Origin of the sequence: Salinicola acroporae (assembly GCF_003206615.1) — a bacterium.
Lineage (GTDB): Bacteria > Pseudomonadota > Gammaproteobacteria > Pseudomonadales > Halomonadaceae > Salinicola > Salinicola acroporae.
Genome location: NZ_PZJW01000005.1, coordinates 132,723 through 152,357, shown reverse-complemented (window position 1 = coordinate 152,357; position 19,635 = coordinate 132,723). Strand labels below are relative to the sequence as shown.

Annotated in this window: 17 protein-coding genes; 9 read left to right on the top strand and 8 right to left on the bottom strand. The window is 65.1% G+C overall.

From position 1 onward, the window contains the following. Window positions 1–579: a GNAT family N-acetyltransferase gene (locus DOM54_RS08785; protein WP_162619808.1), complete on the top strand. Its 579-nt coding sequence runs from the start codon at window positions 1–3 to the stop codon at window positions 577–579. Window positions 580–588: 9 nt separating this feature from the next. Here the strand turns inward: DOM54_RS08785 and zwf are convergent, their stop codons facing one another. Next, window positions 589–2,181 carry a glucose-6-phosphate dehydrogenase gene (zwf, locus tag DOM54_RS08780; RefSeq protein ID WP_240613829.1) on the bottom strand — a complete coding sequence of 531 codons (1,593 nt, stop codon included), beginning with the start codon at window positions 2,179–2,181 and terminating at the stop codon, window positions 589–591. A gap of 188 nt (window positions 2,182–2,369) precedes the next feature. On the opposite strand from zwf, the gene DOM54_RS08775 reads away from it, so the two are divergent. The 4 genes from DOM54_RS08775 to DOM54_RS08760 all read left to right on the top strand — a co-directional run bounded on the left by DOM54_RS08775 (window position 2,370) and on the right by DOM54_RS08760 (window position 7,163). Beyond that, window positions 2,370–2,729, top strand: coding sequence for a YrhK family protein (locus tag DOM54_RS08775; protein WP_110715978.1), 360 nt, complete (start codon window positions 2,370–2,372; stop codon window positions 2,727–2,729). 113 nt (window positions 2,730–2,842) lie between these two features. Beyond that, on the top strand, window positions 2,843–4,270 hold the full coding sequence (locus DOM54_RS08770) for an amidase (RefSeq protein WP_276309673.1): 1,428 nt from the start codon (window positions 2,843–2,845) through the stop codon (window positions 4,268–4,270). A gap of 171 nt (window positions 4,271–4,441) precedes the next feature. After that, complete coding sequence (locus tag DOM54_RS08765; RefSeq protein WP_110715976.1) at window positions 4,442–6,151, top strand: thiamine pyrophosphate-dependent enzyme; 1,710 nt, start codon at window positions 4,442–4,444, stop codon at window positions 6,149–6,151. A gap of 82 nt (window positions 6,152–6,233) precedes the next feature. Beyond that, the gene (locus tag DOM54_RS08760; protein ID WP_110715975.1) at window positions 6,234–7,163 is read left to right on the top strand and encodes a DNA/RNA non-specific endonuclease; all 930 of its coding nucleotides are present in this window, start codon (window positions 6,234–6,236) and stop codon (window positions 7,161–7,163) included. A gap of 63 nt (window positions 7,164–7,226) precedes the next feature. On the opposite strand, the gene DOM54_RS08755 is transcribed toward DOM54_RS08760, so the two are convergent. After that, on the bottom strand, window positions 7,227–8,141 hold the full coding sequence (locus DOM54_RS08755; RefSeq protein WP_110715974.1) for a LysR substrate-binding domain-containing protein: 915 nt from the start codon (window positions 8,139–8,141) through the stop codon (window positions 7,227–7,229). 94 nt (window positions 8,142–8,235) lie between these two features. On the opposite strand from DOM54_RS08755, the gene DOM54_RS08750 reads away from it, so the two are divergent. From DOM54_RS08750 to DOM54_RS08740, 3 genes are all read left to right on the top strand, one after another. Continuing rightward, window positions 8,236–9,171, top strand: coding sequence for a DMT family transporter (locus tag DOM54_RS08750; protein WP_110715973.1), 936 nt, complete (start codon window positions 8,236–8,238; stop codon window positions 9,169–9,171). Between the two features lie 57 nt (window positions 9,172–9,228). Then, window positions 9,229–10,062 (top strand): MBL fold metallo-hydrolase, encoded by an 834-nt coding sequence (locus DOM54_RS08745; RefSeq protein WP_110715972.1) that lies wholly within the window; start codon window positions 9,229–9,231, stop codon window positions 10,060–10,062. 74 nt (window positions 10,063–10,136) lie between these two features. Beyond that, window positions 10,137–11,003, top strand: coding sequence for an AraC family transcriptional regulator (locus DOM54_RS08740; protein WP_110715971.1), 867 nt, complete (start codon window positions 10,137–10,139; stop codon window positions 11,001–11,003). Here DOM54_RS08740 and DOM54_RS08735 read toward each other — a convergent pair. From DOM54_RS08735 to fucP, 4 genes are all read right to left on the bottom strand, one after another. After that, window positions 10,942–11,562 carry a LysE family translocator gene (locus tag DOM54_RS08735; protein WP_110715970.1) on the bottom strand — a complete coding sequence of 207 codons (621 nt, stop codon included), beginning with the start codon at window positions 11,560–11,562 and terminating at the stop codon, window positions 10,942–10,944. The genes DOM54_RS08740 and DOM54_RS08735 overlap by 62 nt on opposite strands. A gap of 72 nt (window positions 11,563–11,634) precedes the next feature. Continuing rightward, entirely contained in the window at window positions 11,635–12,780 is a 1,146-nt protein-coding gene (locus DOM54_RS08730; RefSeq protein ID WP_110715969.1) for an HlyD family secretion protein, read from the bottom strand. Between the two features lie 37 nt (window positions 12,781–12,817). Further along, on the bottom strand, window positions 12,818–14,371 hold the full coding sequence (locus DOM54_RS08725) for a DHA2 family efflux MFS transporter permease subunit (protein ID WP_110715968.1): 1,554 nt from the start codon (window positions 14,369–14,371) through the stop codon (window positions 12,818–12,820). A gap of 425 nt (window positions 14,372–14,796) precedes the next feature. Next, a complete protein-coding gene (gene fucP / locus DOM54_RS08720; RefSeq protein ID WP_206019060.1) occupies window positions 14,797–16,095 on the bottom strand; it encodes an L-fucose:H+ symporter permease in 1,299 nt (432 codons plus the stop codon). A gap of 471 nt (window positions 16,096–16,566) precedes the next feature. Between fucP and DOM54_RS08715 the strand changes: the two genes are divergently transcribed. Next, window positions 16,567–17,262 carry a DUF4396 domain-containing protein gene (locus DOM54_RS08715; protein ID WP_110715967.1) on the top strand — a complete coding sequence of 232 codons (696 nt, stop codon included), beginning with the start codon at window positions 16,567–16,569 and terminating at the stop codon, window positions 17,260–17,262. A 283-nt stretch (window positions 17,263–17,545) separates the two neighbouring features. Here DOM54_RS08715 and DOM54_RS08710 read toward each other — a convergent pair whose 3' ends face one another. Together DOM54_RS08710 and gcvA are read right to left on the bottom strand one after the other, a co-directional pair. Continuing rightward, on the bottom strand, window positions 17,546–18,412 hold the full coding sequence (locus tag DOM54_RS08710; protein ID WP_110715966.1) for an NAD(P)-dependent oxidoreductase: 867 nt from the start codon (window positions 18,410–18,412) through the stop codon (window positions 17,546–17,548). 100 nt (window positions 18,413–18,512) lie between these two features. Then, a complete protein-coding gene (gene gcvA, locus DOM54_RS08705; RefSeq protein ID WP_162619807.1) occupies window positions 18,513–19,442 on the bottom strand; it encodes a transcriptional regulator GcvA in 930 nt (309 codons plus the stop codon). Window positions 19,443–19,635: the final 193 nt, after the last annotated feature.

Below are 19,635 nucleotides of genomic sequence, written 5' to 3'. Positions count from 1 at the left end.
TTGGCGGACGGCGTTAGCGTACGCCGGGCAACTCGGGACGATGCGGCATCGATCGCAGGCATTCATGTCGACGCCTGGCGCCACAACTATCGCGGCTGGATCGCCGAGACCACGCTGGCGGGCCTGGATGTCGCCGCGCGTGCCGCGGCTTGGCGCTCGCAGCTCGAGGCGGGGGCGGTGGTCTTCGCCGGCACTCATGCAGATATCCATGCAGACACGCATACCGATGAGCTGCTCGGCTGGGTGAGTGTCGGACCTTTCCGCCAGAGCGAGAGTGCGCGGCCCGAAGTCCGGACGCTCACTCCCGGCTGGGTCGAACTCTACGGCTTCTACGTCGCCCCGCGGGCGCAGGGCCAGGGCGTCGGCAGCGCCCTGTGGCAGGCCGCCCTGGCGTGGTGTCTCGACCAGGGCTATCGCGAGGTGGGGCTGTGGGTCATCGCCGGCAATGCGCCGGCCGTCCGCTTCTACCAGCGCTGCGGCTTCCGCGACCGCGAACTCGACCAGAACTTCGAGATCGCGGGCCAGCCGCTGGTCGAAAAGCTGATGGCGCGACCGCTTGTCCCTCGACCCCGAGCCTGATGTCGTCCGTCAGCGCTTGCTCTGGGTTGGTACGGGTGCCACGCCCGGCCCCGTTGCTTCTCCTACCTTGTGCCACACGCGGCCGTCACGCTGGATCAGTTCGTGGGCACCAGCCGGCCCATCAGTGCCGGCAGCGTACTCTTCGATATCGGGTTTACCCGCCTTGGACTGCTCGGACCAGGCATCCAGGAACGGCTGCACCGCGCGCCAGCCGTTCTCGATGGTGTCGGCGCGCTGGAACAGCATCTGATCGCCGGTCAGGCAGTCGTAGATCAGGGTCTCGTAGCCGGTGACCGCGGGCAGATCGAAGAAGTCCTTGTAGGCGAACCCCATCTTGACGGTATCCATTTCCAACTCGGGGCCAGGGCGTTTGGCCTGGAAATCGAACCACATGCCTTCGTTGGGCTGGATCTGGATGATCAGCCAGTTGGAGGCCATGCGTTCCACGTCGGTGTTGCGAAACTGGGCGTAGGGCGCCGGCTTGAAGCAGATCGCGATTTCGGTATCCCGTGCGCTCATGCGCTTGCCGGTGCGCAGGTAGAAGGGCACGTCGACCCAGCGCCAGTTGTCGACCATCACCTTCATGGCAACGAAGGTTTCGGTCTCGCTCTCTGCATCGACGCCGTGCTCGTCCAGATAACCGGGCACCTGGCGGTCGCCGAGGGTGCCTTTGGCGTAGCGGCCACGGGCGGAGTAGCGGTTGGCTTCTTCGGTCGTCCAGGGGCGGATGGCGCCCAGTACCTTCGACTTCTCGCTGCGCAGGGAGTCGGCACCGAATGCGGCCGGCGGTTCGATCGCGACCATCGCCAGCAGTTGAAACAGGTGGTTGGGCACCATGTCGCGCATCGCGCCGGCCTTGTCGTAGAAGGCGGCACGCTCCTCGACGCCGACCGTTTCCGCGGCGGTGATCTGGATGTGGTCGATGTAGTGGTTGTTCCAGAACGGCTCGAACAGGACGTTGGCGAAGCGGGCGACGAGGATGTTCTGGACCGTCTCCTTGCCCAGGAAATGATCGATCCGGTAGATCTGCTCTTCCTGCATCACCTCAAGCAGGTCGGCATTCAGTTCCCGAGCGGACTCGAGGTCGTGACCGAACGGCTTCTCGACCACGAGCCGGCGATATCGCCCGTTACGCTCCTCGAGCAATCCGGCGCGCCCGAGCTGTCTGGCGATATCGCTGAAGAAGCGCGATGAGGTGGCGCAGTAGAAGAGCGCGTTGTCGCTGTCCGAGGCGGCGATGACCTCCTCGATCTGGCGGTAGACGGCGTCATCGGTGAAATCGCCCTGTCGATAGTGCAGCCGCTTCTCGAAATCCCGCCAGTGGGACTCGTCCAGGGAGCCTTCACGGCTCTCCGAGTGGTTGTCGGCGGCCTTGTCGGCGATGAAGTCCTTGAGGTGTCGACGGAAGCTCTCGTCGTCGTGCTCGGCGAGATCGATGCCGACGATCCGCATCTCCGGGGCGATCAGGCGGTCCCGGTCCAGATTGTAGAGTGAAGGGATCAGCAATCGCTTCACCAGGTCGCCGCCGGCGCCGAAGATGAACATCGTGGTGTCGTCGGCGGCAGGCGTCTGTTCGTACTTCGCTCGCGTCGAATGGGGCACGGCTCTCACCTCGTCATGTGGGTTGCCGGGAGTCGGTCGCGTGGTCCGACTTCATCATGGAAGACAATCCGACCGGGGGCCAGCGAATGCGGCGTTCGCCGGTACCGCCCGCGCCGACTTTGCGCACCCTGGCGAGCTGAGCCAGACTGAATCGACCGAAACGCTAGCCAAGACAGGGGGAGTATCACATGCGTGGTGACCGTTCGGAGATAGGCAGCACCGGCACGCAGGGTCGCGACCCGGGGCGGTCTGCTCGATCCACCGGCGTCAATCAGCGGCTGATACTGCATTTCGGTCGTGACGAGCTCATCATCCGTCGGCGTTACGAAGTGCTGAGTATCGTCAACGATATTCTCATCGGCATCTGGTTCGTCATCGGTAGCTTCTTCTTTTTCTACGAATCATTGACCTACTACGGTACCTGGCTGTTCTTGATCGGCAGCATCGAGATGCTGATTCGGCCGGTCATTCGCCTGACTCGACGCCTGCATCTCCAGCGAATGAACGCCCATGCGACATCACCGGCCGAGGCGGAACACGATTTTTGAGCGCGCAACGGGCCTCGACGAGGCGCTGCCCATCGACATTGCGCCCCGCCGTGATCACCGACTAGCCTCGGGGCAGCGTGATATTCCATACACCACAGGACGTGGAGCCGATTGTGAACGGCACAGACTCAGAAACGGATCTTGGCAACATGGATGCCGCCAAGCTAGAGCGGCTGTATCGATCCCGCGAAGCCTCCCCGCTGGAGGCGACCCGGGCGTCGCTCGAGCGTATCGAGCGTTTCAACGATGCGGTGAACGCCTACGTCCATGTCGATCACGAGGGCGCGGAGAAGGCCGCCAAGGCATCGGCCAGGCGATGGGGGCAGGGCAAGCCGCTGAGCGCCATCGACGGCATCCCGGTATCGATGAAGGACCTGGCCGAAGTGGCCGGCATGCCAGCTCGCGGCGGTTCGTTGACCTCGTCGGCGGCGGCGTGCGAAGAGGATTGTCCGCCGGCGCGCATGCTTCGGGAAGCGGGCGCCGTGATTCTCGGCAAGACCAATACGCCTGAATTCGGCTGGAAGGCGGTGACCGACAACCGGGTCTTCGGCGCCACCAGCAATCCTTGGGACACGCGCCTGACCCCGGGCGGTTCTTCGGGCGGGGCGGCAGCGGCGGCGGCGCTCAACATGGGGGTGCTGCACCAGGGGGGCGACTCCGGCGGTTCGATACGCATTCCCGCCGCCTTCACCGGCGTGTTCGGCTTCAAGCCGACCTACGGCTGGACGCCCCAGTGGCCGCCGGCCACGGAGCCATCGTTATCTCATATCGGTCCGCTGACCCGTAGTGTCAAGGACGCCGTGCGTATGCTCAACGTCATCGGTCGCTACGATTATCGCGACCCTTACGCCACCCGCGGCCAGCCGGATGATTGGGGGGCGGACATCGATCAGGATCTGAGGGGACTGCGAATCGCCTACTCGCCGACGCTGGGCTACGCCGAGGTCGACGAACAGATTGCGGCACGCGTGCGCGAGGCGGCCCGCAATCTGGAGCAGTTGGGCGCGGAGGTCGAGGAGGTTCACCCCGGCTTCGAGTCGCCGATCGATATCTTTCAGAAGCTCTGGTTCACCGCCTCGCTGGACTTCTGGTCGAAATGCAGCGATCGGAAGCGCGAGCAGCTCGACCCCGGGCTGGTCGACAACGCCCGCGCCGCCCAGCGGTGGAGCGCGCTCGACCTGTTCCAGGCGCTGGGGCGCCGGGCCAATTTCACCGAGTGTCTGGAACGCTTCAACCAGGAGTACCATCTGCTGATGACGCCGACGGTGCCCATCGAGCCGTTCGCCACGGGCCACGAAGTCCCGCCGGGCAGTGGCATGCGCGACTGGGAGGAGTGGGCACCGTTCTCCTACCCGTTCAACTTGAGCCAGCAGCCGGCGGCCTCGGTCCCCTGCGGTTTCACGGAATCCGGCCTGCCGGTCGGTTTCCAACTCGCCGGTGGCAAGCACGACGATGTGCGAGTGCTGCGTGCCTGCCACGCCTACATGCAGGCGCATCCCCCACGCTTCCCGCGAGTGCCGGATCCGGCCCAGGTGGCCTGAATTCGTCGTCGCGGCCGATTGCGGACTATGCTGGGAAGGGCGCCAGGCTTCTGCTGGCGCCGTTGTTCATCGTGATTTCACTGCCCAGTTCATCGGGCCTGTTCATGGCGGATTCGCCGACGCTCTCGATCGGGCCTCGCAGCGATTTTCGCCCGCGAAAGGAGTCGCTTCATGAGTCAGAACGTCGCCGAAATCATCGTCGAAACCCTCTCCAGTGCCGGCGCCAAGCGTTGCTACGGCGTGGTGGGGGATACCATCAACCACTTCACCGATGCCGTCCGCCGCAGCGATCTCGAATGGGTTCATGTCCGCCACGAGGAGGTCGGCGGTTTCGCCGCTGGCGGCGAAGCCTACATGACCCGCGAGCTGGCGCTGTGCGCCGGCACCTGCGGGCCGGGCACGCTGCACTTCGTCAACGGTCTGTTCGAGGCTCACCGCAGCGGTTCGCCGGTGGTGCTGATCGCTTCCCAGGTCGGCACCGCCGATACCGGCATCGGCTTCCCTCAGGATGTCGATCCCAAGCCGATCTATGAACAGTACAGCGTCTTCTGCGAAACGATCATCAACCCCGATCAGGTGCGGCGGCTGACGACATTGGCGGCCCAGGCGGCGCTGGCGAAGAACGGCGTCGCGGTGCTGATCGTGCATGGCGACCTGTTCACCCAGAAGCCGAGCCAGGACCTGCCTTATCGGACGCACCGCTTCGATCCGATCACCCGGCCCAACGCCGAGGAGCTGGTGCCGGCGATCAAGGCACTCAATGCCGGCGGCAAGATATCCATTTTCGCGGGAGCGGGCTGCGAGCACGCGCGCAACGAGGTGATGGTGCTGGCGGCCAAGCTCAATGCGCCGGTGGCCTGGACCTCGCGCGCCAAGGATTTCATCGAACCCGACAATCCCTTCGAAGTCGGCATGACCGGGGTTTTCGGCCTGGCTGGCGGCTACCATGCCGTTGCCGACTGCGACACCTTGCTGCTGCTGGGCTGCAACTTCGCCTGGACGCAGTTCTATCCCGACAAGGCGACGATCATCCAGGTGGATATCGATCCGCAGCAGATCGGCAAGCGTCACCCTGTCGATATCGGGCTGCTCGGCAGCGTGCGCGACACCTGCGCGGCACTGGCCCAGATCGTCGACGAGCAGAGCGACACGTCCTGGCTGGAACGCTGCCGCAAGAGCTATCACAAGGCGCTGGAGCACGACGCCCACGAGTCCGATGACGATGCGCTGATTCACCCGCAGGAGCTGACGCTGGCGCTGAACGAAGCTGCCCACGACGATGCGTTCTTCACCGCCGACGGCGGCAGCCCGATGGTGTGGATGCTGCGTCACATCCGCGCCAACGGCAAGCGACGCACGCTCTCCAGCCTGGTCCACGGCACCATGGCCAACGCCTATCCCCAGGCGATCGGCATCCAGAAGGCGTTCCCTGAGCGTCAGGTCATCGCCATGTGCGGTGACGGCGGCATGACCATGCTGATGGGCGATCTGCTGACCCTGAAACAGGAGAAGATCCCGCTCAAGATCGTCGTCTTCAACAACAGCTCGCTGGGCTTCGTCGAACTGGAACAGAAGGTCGATGGTCTGCTGGACAGCTACACCAACCTCGACAACCCCGATTTCGGGCTGCTGGCGCAATCGATTGGCCTGTGGGGGCGACGTGTCGAGCGCGAGCACGAGCTAAAGCACGCCATTGCCGAATGGCTGGCCCAGCCGGGTCCGGCGATTCTCGACGTCAAGGTCAATCGCATGGAGCTGGTGATGCCGCCCAAGATCGAGCCGGGGCAGGTCACCTCCACCGCGCTCTACTCGGGCAAGGCCGTGCTCGATGGCCGCATGAGCGATGTCGTCGACCTGGTGAAGAGCAACTTCTGGAAATGAGTCGTCGTCGGCCTGTCACGCGGCACTCAAGACCCGTGGCGGGCCGATGGCCGCCCCGATCGGCCCCTCAAGAGCGAATCCCATGTCCCACAAGGAATTTCGTCGTCCCGGCCTGCGCGACCTGCGTCGGCTGGCTGTCCCAGGCACCGCGGGATCGAAGGCGGTGGCGCAGTCGATGGGCATCGTCGATAGCGAGTCGCTGAGCGACCGCCAAGGGTACGACACGGCGTTTCTGGGCGACTTCGTCGTGCCGCTGCCGGCGCCCATCGGTGTGCGCGAGGAGGACGTGACGCCGGTGCCCGGACGTAACGACGGCCGGCTCGACTACACGCATTTCTCGGTCGTGATGTCGCGCTCCCGCAGGCTGGCGATCTTTACTGCCCTCAATCTCGATGGTAGCCGGCTGGAAAGCGTGCCCAGGCGCAACGACAACTGGCGTTTCGATCCCCGGATCGACGAATCGCTTCAGGTCGGCGAATCGCTCTACGCGCGCAACCCGCTGGATCGGGGGCACCTGGTTCGCCGCAGTTCAGCCAACTGGGGACCAGAGGCCGAGCAGGCCAATGCCGATACCTTTCACTTCACCAACTGCACGCCACAGATGGCGGGGTTCAACCAGCAGACCTGGCTGGGGCTGGAAGATTACCTGCTGGAGAACGCTCGCGCCGACGGGCAGCGAATCACGGTCTTCACCGGGCCCGTATTTCGTGAGGACGACCGCCGCTACCGAGGCGTGATAATCCCCGAGGCGTACTGGAAGGTGGTGGCGTTCATGGCAGATGGTCAACCTTCGGCCACGGCTTACATGATCGAGCAGGTCGAGGAGCTCGAAGGGCTCGGCTTCATGTTCGGGCAGTACAGGACCTACCAGCGCAGCGTGGCCCGGATCGGGGAGCTGGCCGGGCTCGACTTCGGCAACCTGGTCGAATTCGACGGGTTCTCCAACGAGGAGCGCGAGACAGGCACACGGATCGAGACGGAGATTCGCGGGCCCTCGGACATTCTCGTCTAGGAGCGGCGTGTCATACCCGCCCGCGCGGAAACGTCAGCAATGCCAGGGCTTCGGTGCCCGCCGCTAGTACTCGTCGCTCTCCAGCGCTTCCTGCAACCAGTCGAGCAGTGCCCGGGTGGCGGGGCGTTCCGGCGAGCCCCGTCTCGTGTAGATGGCGAGAGCCTGCGGTTGCTGCAGGCTCTCGCGCACGGGGCGAACCAGCTCGCCCGAGGTGATCAGCCGCTCGGTCGTGCGCCGCCAGCCCAGCGCCACGCCGTGGCCTTCCAGGGTCGCCTGAAGCATCAGCGGATAGCTATCGAAGGTCTTTCCGGGGAGCGGGGGAGCCAGCGAATGTCCCATCGCCCCGAGCCAGTCGGACCACTCCACCCAGTCCGGCGGCGTGGCATGGTGATGAAGCAGGTCGAACGCCATCAGCGATGCCAGCGAGCGGGGGGCATCGTGTGCCGCGGGATGCGCCGGGCTGCAGACGGGATAGATCTCGTCGCCGGCCGTGAGTGCCAGCGGATGACGACCGCTGGGCCTGCCGCTCGTCTGCAGGGCAATATCGAACGGGTCGCGATGTTCCTCGAGGGGACGCGTGGAGGTGGCCAGTTTCAGGTCGATATCGGGATGACGACGATTGAAGGCGGCCAGGCGCGGCATCAGCCAGTAGAACGCCTCACAGAGTTGGCAGAAGAGGGTGACCTGGGCGCCGCGAGCGGGGCCGCGCATGTCATTGGCTTGATCGGCCATGGCGCGCAGGGAACGAGAGACGGTCGCCGCCAGCTCGCGACCGGCCGGGGTGAGAAAGACCCCGCGATTGCGGCGCTCGAACAGCACCAGCCCGAGATTCTCCTCCAGCGCGCGAACCTGGCGGCTGACGGCAGCCTGGGTGAGGTGCAGCTCGTCCGCCGCGCGCGAGATGCTCTCGAGCCGTGCCGCCGCCTCGAAGGGCAGTAGCGTCGACAGGGGCGGCAACGATTTACCTAGCCAATTCATAACCTGAGCTCATGGATGACGACGCAGAAGTCGTTGGTCGGATGACAGGCTCCGCGGGCATGGTGAGACCCATTGCGAACCCTTGGAGATCATCATGCACCCCGAACGCCATGACAACCGTCGCCAGGGTGTGGCGCTGATCGTCGGGTCGGTCTGCCTGCTGGCGTTATCCGATGCGCTGGTCAAGTCTCTCGGCGCTGGGCCATCGCTCTGGCAGTTGCTGGCATTGGCATCGTCGATATCGATTCCGCTCCTCGCGGGATGCCTGCTTTTGCGCGGCGGCTGGAGGGCGCTGCTCCCCGAGCGACCGGGGTGGGTGATACTGCGCAGTCTGCTGCTACTGGGGATGTGGCTGCTGTTCTATGCGTCGCTGCCCCTGATCCCGCTCGCTACCGCGGCCGTGGGCGTCTATACCACGCCGCTGTTCATCGCGGTTCTCGCGTCGGCCATCGGCGAAGAGCAGCTCACGCGCGGGAGCTGGGCGGCGATCGGGCTCGGCTTCGGTGGTGTGCTGCTGGTGCTGCGACCGGGCCTGGGGGTGTTCTCCCTCGCCATGACATTGCCGGTGGCGGCGGCGTGCTGCTACGCCGGTGCCATGGTACTGACGCGTCGCCACTGCGCCAGAGAGCGTCCGCTGGTGTTGGCCCTGGGACTGAATCTCTGCTTCGCGCTGGCCGGTGTGGCGGGGAGTGGCCTGGTGGCGATGTGGGTCGATGATCAGGCACTGCCCCGGGGTTTCCTGAGTCGCCCGTGGCAACCGCTCGACCTCGCCGAGGCCGCCCTGATCCTGCTTTATGCGCTCCTGATGGTGAGCGTCAACACGGGCGTGGCGCGAGCCTATCAGATCGCTCCCTCCTCGCTGGTGGGAACGTTCGATTACGCCTACCTTCCCTTTGCCGCCGTCTGGGGCGCCCTGTGGTTCGACGAGGTTCCCGACGCGGCGACCTGGCTCGGCATGACGGTGATCCTGATCTCGGGCTGGCTGGTCCTGCGACGTTCAGGTACTCGACCACGCCTGGCAAAGCCTTGACCTCAAGCTAAGTTGAGGAGGCAGGATGATGTTTCGTTCTGGATCGGGGAGGTAGACATGCATAACACCGGTTTCATCTGCGCCACGTGTGGCCTGCAATATCCAAAGAGCGATACGCCACCGGAGCACTGCGATATCTGTGAAGACGAGCGCCAGTTCGTCCCGGTCGAGGGGCAGCGCTGGACAACGCCAACCCAGTTGGCGGCCAGTCACACCAACACCTTTCGCCATATGGCGCCCGGCCTGATGGCAATCGGCACCACGCCCAGTTTCGCCATCGGCCAGCGCGCCTTCCTGTTGCGGACGCCGGCCGGCAACGTGCTTTGGGATTGCCTGACGCTGCTCGACGAGGCGACCATCGAGATCATCGAAGGACTCGGCGGGCTCGACGCCATCGTGCTGTCCCACCCGCATTTCTTTACCACCATGGCCGAGTGGGCGCAGGCGTTCGACTGTCCGGTCCACGTTCACGCCGCGGATCGCGAATGGGTCAGCGTGCCGGACGCACGCATCGAGTTCTGGGAAGGTGCCTCGCGCGAGATACTGCCCGGAGTCACCGTGTTTAGTCTGGGCGGCCATTTCCCCGGCGCCAGCGTGCTGCACTGGGCGGAACACGGGGTCCTGCTGACGGGCGACACGCTGATGGTCACGCCGGATCGGATGGCGTCGTTCATGTGGTCCTATCCCAACAACGTGCCGCTGGACGCGGGGACGGTGGCGGGCATCGCCCGACGCCTGGAACCGCTCGCGTTCGATAGCGCCTACTCCGCCTTCTGGGGTCGCGAGATCCTGGTCGACGCCAAACGCGTCATCGAGGAGTCGGCACAGCGTCACTGCCGGGCGCTGGGGGGAGGAGTGGCGAGTCCGGATGCCGCCGAGGTCGGACGTTAGGGATGGCATACTAGGGAGATCGGGCCGCATCGCGGCCCGCAACCTGTCCCCATCGAGGCATCGGCGATCAGTTCATGAGTGGATATTCACGCCAACGCGGCGAGATGCGCTTCTGGCGCAGCGGCGAACTGCCGTTCGTGGAAGCGAGACTGACCCGGGATGGACGGGATGTGGGCTATGCACGGCACAGCCACGAGGCGTTTTCGATCGGCGCGGTGCTGGCGGGACGCAGTCTCTACGAGTACCAGGTACCCGGCGAATCGTTGCGGGCGCTACCGCTGTCCGAAGGGGCTGTGGTGGTCATGAATCCATTCGAGATCCACGCCTGCAATCCGCTCGACGACACGCCCTGGTCCTACATCATGCTCTACGTCGACGCCCGCTGGCTGGCGGCGCTGCAGCGAGAGGCCGGCATGAGCGATGGAGACTTCCGGCCGTTGGCGCTGCACATGACGCGCGTGCCAGCGCTCTACCGCGATCTGCTGGGGTTGTGCGACAAGCTGTTCGACGCCGACTGCCCGCCGGTCGCCAAGGTCGCGGCGAGCGAGTCGTTCTTCCGGCAGTTGTTGGCACGGCCAGGGGCCTATAGGGCCGAGCCACGGCGGGCCGGCTCCGCGCTGCAGCCGGTGGTCGACTTCATTCGCGACCACTGCACCGAGTGCTTGCCGCTCGAGCGCATCGCCGCCGAAGCCGGGTTATCGCCGAGTCACCTGGTGCGAAGCTTCAAGCGCCAGTATGGAATCACCCCGCATGCCTTCTTGACCGACTGTCGCGTTCGCCATGGCCAGGCCGCCCTGAAAGCGGGAGGTGCCATCGCCGATGTGGCGCTTGCATGCCGGTTCGCCGACCAGTCTCATTTTCAGCGGACCTTCAAGCGCTTCACCGCAGCAACGCCTGACCAGTATCGCCGAGTGGGACGACCGCAAGACTCGAGGCGCTGAGCAGCAGCATCAAAGCCAGGCCACGATTGATCCAGCGCACCTGGCGTGGCGTCGGCAGGCGCCTTCCCAGCCAGGCACCCAGCGCGGCCCAGCTTGCCAGGCTGAGATAGCAGATGACGAAGAAGATCAGCGCGAACAGGGCGACGGAACCGGCGCTGCCGGCGGTCGTGTAGGCGCCGGTACCCGCCGCCGAGGCCATCCATGCCTTGGGGTTCAGCCATTGCATGAGTGCCCCACGGCGAAACGACGCGCGACGAGGGCCGCGGACGCGGAGATGGCCGTCGTCGAGCGCCAGGCCGACGCTCATGTAGAGCAGGAAAAGCACGCCGCCCCAGCGAATCGCGATCATGGCGGGCGGCCAATCCAGAACCGGCTGCAGCGCCCCGCCGATCGACAGCAGCAGCAAGGTAAAGCCGCATGTGGCACCGCCCACGTGGCGAAGGCTGTGGCGAAAGCCGTAGCTCAGCCCGGTGCTCAACGCGACCAGGTTGACCGGGCCGGGAGATAGCGAGGCTGCCAGGGCGAACGCGGCCATGGAGACGACGATAGCGGATGACATGGAGGGCTCCTCTTGGCTGGGAGAAGAGGAGCGTATGTGGCGGTGGGCGGAGAATCTTGAAGAATATTGCCTTCAGCCGGTGCCGCCGACATCGATATCCACTTCCACCATCATGCCGGGACCGATCAGTTCGGTGGGGCCGTCGTCGAAGCGGATGCGCACGGGGATTCGCTGGGTGATCTTGGTGAAGTTGCCGGAAGGGTTGGGGTCCGGCAGCAGCGCGAACTGGCTGGTCGCGGCGCGCCCGATGACGGCGACATGGCCGCTGAAGGTCCGGTCGGGGAAGGCATCGACGCTGATGGCGACGGGCTGGCCGGTTCGCAGCGCGCCAACATCGGTCTCCTTGATATTGGCTTCCACCCACAGCTTCGAGGGGTCGTGCATCATCACGATCGGCTGGCCGGCGCTGACGTACTCACCTTGGTCGATGAGCGTCTTGTCGACCACGCCGTCGACGGGGCTGTCGATCTCGAGGTCGGCGATGCGCAGCTCTTCCTCCTCCAGCGTTGCTCGGGTTTCGGCCAACTGCTGGCGGGCGATCCGCACCTGCTGTCTCAACACATCGGGGTTGGGAAGCGGCATCTGCGAACCGTTGATGAAGCCGACCTCGGCGTTATCGGCCAGTGCCTGGCTGACCCGAACCTCCTGCTGCGCCTGAGCGTGTTCCGCGAGTGCGGCCTGATAGGCGTAGTAGTCCTGATCGCGGCGCTGCTCCGAGACCGAGCGTTTCTGGTAGAGCGTGTCGGAGCGCCGGAAGTCGCGCTCGGCTTCGGTCAGCCGAGCCTGGGAGGCCTTCTCTGCAGCCTTGCTCGCCTCCAGTTGACGCTGCATCAGGCTGATGCCGCCTTTCAACTGCTTCTCGGCCGTCGCCAGCCGTGCCTGCTCGTACGCCAGGCGCGCCTGCTGGGTCGCGACCTTGGCCGTCAGCGCTTCGCGCTGGCGCTGGTCGGGCTTGCTGTAGAGCGCGGCGACGGCATCGCCGCGCTGCAGGGTGGCGCCCTCGATCAGGTCGAACGTCGTCACCCAGCCTTCGAGACGACTGCTGACGGTCACCTCATCGGTCATGACGCGAGCGTCCTGGGCGCTGACATGGGTCAGGCGATGGGCGACGGCCAGGCCGATCCAGAGCAGACACAGCACCACGGCGATGGCGAGTATCAGCAGCTTGGCGCTGCGCGGCAGGTGGCGTTTGCGGGGCGGGGAAGCGTCGGCGGTCATGGTGAGAGCGGATCCTTCGTCGATCGGGTGGGCGGAGTCAGGCGTGTGGCGAACGGCGCCAGCGGCTGAGCAGCAGCGAGGGAATCACCACCAGCAGCAAGCTGGCTATCAGGATCCAGAAGCCATCCTGATAGGCGAGAATCGACGCCCAGATCGCCTCGATGCGGCCCAGCAGATAACCTGCCATGGCCGGCTGGTGAATGTCCGGTACGCCGAGGCGGCCCACCAGGTCGGTCAGCTGTCCCAGGGTCTGGAGGGCGGTGGTGTTGCCGGCGTTGACGCCGGCATTCAGGATCTGGCCGTGATAGGCAGTCTGGCGATCCAGCAGGATGACCAGCCCGGCCGTGCCCAGCGCGCCGCCCAGTTGCAGGGCGAAGTTGATCGCGCCGGAGCCGTGGCCGGTGAGGTGGCCGGGCAGGCCGGCAATGGCGTTGGAGAGCGTCGGTGGCGGGAACGAGGCCATGCCGATGGAGAGAATGCCCATCGCCATGGCGAGGTAGAAAAACGAGGTATTCCAGTCCATCTGCGCCATCAGCCATACCGAGAACAGGGTACAGGCCAGCCCCGGCAGGGTGATCCAGTGGGGCGGATAACGGTCGCTGAGCCAGCCCACCAGCGGTACCAGGATGCCGAGTACGGCAGTGGAGGGCAGGAATATCTGGCCGGCGGTGATCGGACTGTAGTGCAGCACCGCCTGCACGAATTGCGGCAGCAGGTACATGATGCCGTAGAAGGTGCCACCGAACAGGCACATCGCCAGCGTGCCGACGACGAACAGCCGGTTGCGGAAGATCGCCAGGTCGAGCAGCGGGTGGGCGATACGTCTCTGCCAGGCGATGAAGGCGGCACCGCAGAGCACCGAGGTCAGGATCAGCTCGGGCACTCGCGGATCGTACCAGCCCCAGCGCTGGCCGTTGGAGAGCGCCGCCAGCAGCGAGAAGACACCGATGAACAGCAGCACGACACCGGCCCAGTCGAACGGTGGACGAGGGCCCTTTTGCTCCCGGGTCGGCAGAAAGAACAGCCCCATGACGATGGCTGCGAAGCAGATCGGCAGGGTCACGAAGAAGACGTAGCGCCAGGTGAAGTGCTCCACCAGCCAGCCGCCGACCACGGTCGCCAGCGTCAACGGCAGCCCCAGGCACATGCCGTACATCGCGGTGGCCATGCCTCGACCTTCCGGCGGATAGGCGGCAAACAGCGCCTGCATGGCCACCGGGCGGATCAACCCGGTCATGCCGCCCTGGACGATCCTGGCCGCCACCAGCGCCGCCATGCCCTGGCCCAGGCCACCCAGGATCGAAGCCGCGATGAAGGCCAGCAGCAGCCCCACGAAGGTGGCACGCTGGCCGACCGCCGCCACCAGCCAGGGAGCGATCAGCAGCGATACCGTGGTCGAGGCGAGGAATCTGGTGGAGAGCCACTGAACCTGGGAGTCGCTCATGCCGAAGGCTCCCTTGATGTAGGGGATGGCCACGTTGACGATGGTGATCGACATGCCCAGCGCCACCAGCCCCAGCATCACCGTCAGCGTGACCCATAGTCGATAGCGAGGGCCGTAGCGCTCGAACAGCTGCTCGACCTGGGTCATGCGTCGTTGCCCTGGCTGGCGATCGTCCGGGTCATGAGAGGCAATGGAAGTCCTTGTCGGTTGATGGGCACGCCATGGAGCCAGCCCCAGCCGTCGCGAGGGGGCGATCGGTTGCTGGCTCTGGCGGGAGACGACGCCGGGGCTTTCGTGGCTGCGGCGAAAGGGGCGTCGATGAAGGAAGCCGGCGAATCGATAACACGTCTATGTTTTGCTCGCTAAGCGATTATCCCGATGTGGTTGTATGACTTTCAAGGGGGTCACGACTAAGGTCGCGCGCCTCGGGCGATGGGCGGATGGCACGCGATCAGCCAAACCATTGACCAGCCGGACCACGGATCGATGGCCCATGCCTGGTCACTCCGGGCCAGTGGTCCCATCGAAAACGCCCCTCGCGGTAGGGGCGTTTCAGGTGGTCGCCGGGGCGTTCAGGACGAGGCGGCGTGGGCGTCCCGGACCGACGAATGCGGGGCGATGACCCGCGAGCCACGGAAACCGTAGAAGGCGATGAACAGGTAGCAGATCAGCGGCAGTATGAAGGCGTGGTGAATACCAACGGTGTCGGCGATCGCGCCTTGGGCGACCGGCAGAATGGCGCCACCCACGATGGCCATGATCAGCAGGCTCGACGCCTTGCTGGTCAACGGGCCGAGCTTGGCGATGCCCAGCGTGAAGATGGTCGGGAACATGATCGAGTTGAACAGGCCGATGGCGACGATGCTCCACATGGCGGTGTGACCGGACGCCAGCATGGTGGTCACCGTGAGCAGCGCCGCCACGATGGCGAACAGGCCCAGCAGCAGGCTGGGGCGTATCTTCTGCATCAATGCCGACCCGATGAAGCGGCCGATCATCGCGCCGCCCCAGTAGTAGGCGACATAGCTGGCGGCATCGCTCTCGCTCATGTTGCCGATTTCCGGCAGCGAAATGTAGTTGATCAGAAAGCTGCCGATGGATACCTCGGCACCGACGTAGGCGAAGATGCCGATCACACCGAACAGCACGTGAGGATGGCGCAGTGCCTGGGCGGCGGTGACGTTTTCGGTGGGGCTGTCGTCGCGAGCCTGGTCCTTGAAGTTGGGCAGCTTCCAGAGGTAGATCACGACCGCGAGGATGGCGAGCACCGCCGCCAGCAGCAGGTAGGGGAGCTGCACGCTCTGGGCCTGCTGGACCTTGTAGGCCATCCGGTCGGCACTGGACATGTCGGCCAGCTCGCTGGCGCCCAGCACCGCCGCGCCCAGGATCAGCATCCCGCCGAAATAGGGCGCCAGCGTGGTGCCGAGTGAGTTGAACGCCTGGGCCAGGTTGAGCCGGCTGGAAGCGGAGCCTTCCGGCCCCAGCAGGCTGACATAGGGATTGGCCGCGACCTGCAGCATCGTCACCCCGCTGGCGAGCACGAACAGGGCAGTCAGAAACAGCGGATAGGAAGGCGCCCGGGCGGCGGGGTAGAACATCACCGCGCCCACGGCCGCGATCAGCAGGCCCAGGCTGATCGCGTTCTTGTAGCCGATCCTCGCCAGCACCTTGCCCATCGGCAACGACATGATGAAATAGGCGCCGAAGAAGGTGAACTGGATCAGCATGGTCTGGGTGTAGTTGAGCGAGAAGACCGCCTTCAGGTGGGGGATCAGAATGTCATTGAGACAGGTGATGAATCCCCACATGAAGAAGATCGTCGTGACGACGACCAGCGCGCTGCGATAGTTCGGTCTTTGCATGTCGGGCATGAGCGAAATCCTCGTGATGACAAGTCCTGAAATGAGCGTTACCGACCCGACCCCGTCGTGTCAGCGCGTTTGCTGGCGCGAGATGATGCATTAAGCGAGGTGGCTTATAAAGTAGTCGTTCATCATTAGAACGGTAAGGGAATTATTGCCTCCCACGCGCCGGACCATGGTGGTATTGACGCCTGTCGACACCTGTGCTCGAAAGTTTCGTAATCTTTATTCAATATTGCCGGTTATTACGCCGTTTCTGGCAGGATTCTTGTTTATTTAGGTAATTTAACGCCGTGTTGCCAGGCGAGGCTTTGGAAGTCTCGTGGTAAAGCCGTGAGACCATGGCACGTGCCGCCTTTCAACCTGTGTCCGGGATGTCGCTTGTGGACGACGTCGAGCGTTTCTATAACTAGGACACACCTTTGTCATCAGCCGGATCCGGATATCCGGCGCCAGTGAATCGTAAAGGAGGACGATGCCATGTTGACTGTCTGGTCCTGGGGCTTTCTGCTGCTGGGGATCGCCACCGCATTGGCAATTGCCGTTGACGTCTCGAGGCGGCCCCAGCCGATGTCGATCATGAACGTGACCTGGCCGATCACGGGGCTCTACATGCCGCTGATCGGCTGGTGGGCGTATCGCCGGATGGGGCGCGCGCCAACCGGGTCGCAGCAGGCCCGGCAGCACCACGATCACGGCCATGGCTACCAGGGGCATCATCACGGCGGCGACAAACCGAAGTGGCAGAGCGTGTTCGTCTCCGCCACCCACTGCGGCGGCGGCTGCACCCTAGGCGATGTGGTCACCGCACCGATCGCGACGGCGACCGGGTTCGCACTGCTGGGTTCGACGGTGCTGGGGCACTTCGCGCTGGCGTTCGTCGGCGCCTACCTGTTCGGGGTGCTGTTCCAGTATCTGCCGATTCGGGCGATGAGCGATTCAGGCCCGGGCGCGGCGCTGCGAGACGCGATCAAGGCCGACACGCTGTCGCTGATCGCGTTCCAGATCGGCATGTACCTGTGGATGCTGATCGCGCTACACGCCTGGCTGGGGGAGATGGATGCATTCACCGCGCCGTTCTGGTTCATGATGCAGGTCGCGATGCTGGTCGGCTTCATGACCTCCTACCCCGCCAACTGGGTGCTGATCGATCGCGGGATCAAGCACGGCATGTAGCCGCACCGGGTGAACGCGCCCTGTCCTGTCTGAACAATGTCTGTGCTCCAACCATAGGGTCTGGGTTATCCACTGGCGCGCCAGCCCGTGTAGAAGGCGCATTGGCTCGGATAAACGGGAGCGCTGGCCCGGTGCTCTCTTGACGCGGGACATCCTTTTTTGACTTGCGACATCCTTGTCGCTCGCTCTTTGCGCAGTGGCGCTGCCCCAGTCGCCAATCCTTGCGCTCTGTCGCTGATCTCCGCCTTGCCTGGCCGCCGCGCGTCGATCTCCCGGGGAGAGCTTACGCCTTGGCGGGGGACGGCTTGATCAGGCTGTCGAGGAGGCATTTCGTCTCCTGGTTGCGGGCACTGTCCCCGAGCTGTTCGTAGAGTGCCGCGAATCCCTCGAAAGCGTGACGGCCGGCGATGTTTTCGCCGTCCGGGGCGGTGGCATCCAGGAAGTCGGCGATCTCGCGCATTTCCGGGTGCCAGCGCCACGCCTTGGGCAGCATGTCCGGAATGCCATTGTCGATGCGGGCAACGACCTCCGGCAGACTGTGTTCGAGTTCCGCGCGAAGGGCACCGCCGGCGCCACTGCGGCCGGCCGCGATCAGCATCAGCGTGGTCAGTGCCGTCATGCCCTTGTTGATGCCGGCGAAACACATCTTCAGCGCCGAGGCGCTACCGGTCCCGCCTTCGAGGACACGGACATCGAGGCCGAGATCGTTGAGCCTGGCCAGCGCCGCGGCCCGTTCGCCGGCCACGTAGACCCGCGGCATGGCCCTGTCCGACGGCGGCGGGCCGATGATGCCGCCATCCACGAACGCCGCGCCGCTGGCGTGGACGATCCGTTCGACGCGAGCGAGCGTGGCGGGGCTGACGGCATTCAAGTCGCAGTAGATCGGTGGCGCCTCGCTGGCGGCCATCAGTGGTGCCAGTTGCCGCGCCAGCGACTCCGCCTCGGCGGGAGGGACCACCGAGAGCAGCAGGTCGGCGTGCATCAGTTGGGCGAGGTCGACGTCGCGCATCCCCGCGCGCCGCGCACGCTCGATGCTGCCGTCGCTGCGCCCCGCCAGGGTGGTCATGACGTCGGCGCCATGGTCGGTCAGGCGCCGGGCGATGGCGGCGCCCATGGCGCCGGGGGCGATCAATGCAAGGCTCATCGTCATCGGCTGCCGCCTTATCCAGGGTTTGTATGACAACTACTGTCGGTCAAGTCGGGCGCTCGGACCATACGCCTTCCGTCTAGTGCGTCTCCTGGCCGGCTCCTCAACGGTGGGTCGGGCGGCTGGCGTCGAGCAGGCCCTCGTCGGCCAGGCGCTCGAGCAGCCAGTCGCGAAAGGCGACCACCTTGGGCAGCCGGCTGCGCCGATGGGTGCAGACCCAGTAGCAGCTCAGGCCGATCACGTGGCCGGCACCGAAAGGTTCGATCAGGCGGCCGCTGGCGATCAGCGGGTGGGCGATCTCCTGATGCGTGATGGCAACGCCGAGCCCGGTCATCACCGCCTCGAGCGCCAGCGTATCGTTGTCGAAGGTCGGGCCGCTGCCATGGTCCAGGTGGGCGAGGCCTCGGGGAGTGAGCCATGCCCGCCAGCCCTCCGGGCGCAGCCGGGTCTGGATATGGGTCACCCCGGTGAGATCCTCTGGCGTCTGCAGCCTCTCCGCCAGGGCGGGCGAGCAGACCACGGTCAGCCTCTCGTGGAACAGGAACCGTGTCTCGAGACTGGCGGCCGGTGGCCTGGAGAGATAGCGGATCGCCATGTCGACGTCCGCCTGCTCGACATCGACGAGATCGACGGAAGTCTCCAGCCTTACCTGGTAGGCCGGGTAGCGGGACTGGAAATCGGCCAGTCGCGGAATCAGCCACCCGCTGGCGAAGAACGGCACCGTCGAGACTGTCAGCACGGGGTCCTCCGGCCTGGGGGTGACCGCGGCGACGGCTTCGCCGATGCGATCCAGCCCGTCGCGCACGCCTTCGAGCAGACGGCGCCCCGAGTCGGTCAGCACGACCTGGCGGGTGCGGCGCACGAACAGCGTGGTCTGCAGCGCGCTCTCCAAGCCGCGCACCTGATGACTGATCGCCGATGCCGTGACGTGGAGTTCTTCGGCGGCGTGATGGAAGCTTTCGTGTCTGGCCGCGGCCTCGAAGGCGCGCAAGGCGTTGAGTGACGGCAGGTAGCGCATCGGGCGTGGCCCCATGGATGAAAATAACTCATCCATTATGGCAACAAGTCTCTCTTTGTCGTCAGTCGGCCATTTGCCTAGATTGCGAGACAGGTCGGCAGTCGCGAAACCCCGAGTCGGTGATTTTTTCTCATCGACGAACAAGTCGACGGGGGATTCGGCAGCCGGGGCCGCCCCGCACTCGCGAGGCGGCAAGCTCGAGTCGTCG

What these genes read in the sequence shown, in the direction of transcription:
- DOM54_RS08775 (WP_110715978.1), top strand. Translation starts at nt 2,370, where the DNA reads ATGCGTGGTGACCGTTCGGAGATAGGCAGCACCGGCACGCAGGGTCGC.
- DOM54_RS08765 (WP_110715976.1), top strand. Translation starts at nt 4,442, where the DNA reads ATGAGTCAGAACGTCGCCGAAATCATCGTCGAAACCCTCTCCAGTGCC.
- DOM54_RS08760 (WP_110715975.1), top strand. Translation starts at nt 6,234, where the DNA reads ATGTCCCACAAGGAATTTCGTCGTCCCGGCCTGCGCGACCTGCGTCGG.
- DOM54_RS08755 (WP_110715974.1), bottom strand. Translation starts at nt 8,141, where the DNA reads ATGAATTGGCTAGGTAAATCGTTGCCGCCCCTGTCGACGCTACTGCCC.
- DOM54_RS08750 (WP_110715973.1), top strand. Translation starts at nt 8,236, where the DNA reads ATGCACCCCGAACGCCATGACAACCGTCGCCAGGGTGTGGCGCTGATC.
- DOM54_RS08745 (WP_110715972.1), top strand. Translation starts at nt 9,229, where the DNA reads ATGCATAACACCGGTTTCATCTGCGCCACGTGTGGCCTGCAATATCCA.
- DOM54_RS08740 (WP_110715971.1), top strand. Translation starts at nt 10,137, where the DNA reads ATGAGTGGATATTCACGCCAACGCGGCGAGATGCGCTTCTGGCGCAGC.
- DOM54_RS08735 (WP_110715970.1), bottom strand. Translation starts at nt 11,562, where the DNA reads ATGTCATCCGCTATCGTCGTCTCCATGGCCGCGTTCGCCCTGGCAGCC.
- DOM54_RS08730 (WP_110715969.1), bottom strand. Translation starts at nt 12,780, where the DNA reads ATGACCGCCGACGCTTCCCCGCCCCGCAAACGCCACCTGCCGCGCAGC.
- DOM54_RS08725 (WP_110715968.1), bottom strand. Translation starts at nt 14,371, where the DNA reads ATGACCCAGGTCGAGCAGCTGTTCGAGCGCTACGGCCCTCGCTATCGA.
- fucP (WP_206019060.1), bottom strand. Translation starts at nt 16,095, where the DNA reads ATGCCCGACATGCAAAGACCGAACTATCGCAGCGCGCTGGTCGTCGTC.
- DOM54_RS08715 (WP_110715967.1), top strand. Translation starts at nt 16,567, where the DNA reads ATGTTGACTGTCTGGTCCTGGGGCTTTCTGCTGCTGGGGATCGCCACC.
- DOM54_RS08710 (WP_110715966.1), bottom strand. Translation starts at nt 18,412, where the DNA reads ATGACGATGAGCCTTGCATTGATCGCCCCCGGCGCCATGGGCGCCGCC.
- gcvA (WP_162619807.1), bottom strand. Translation starts at nt 19,442, where the DNA reads ATGGGGCCACGCCCGATGCGCTACCTGCCGTCACTCAACGCCTTGCGC.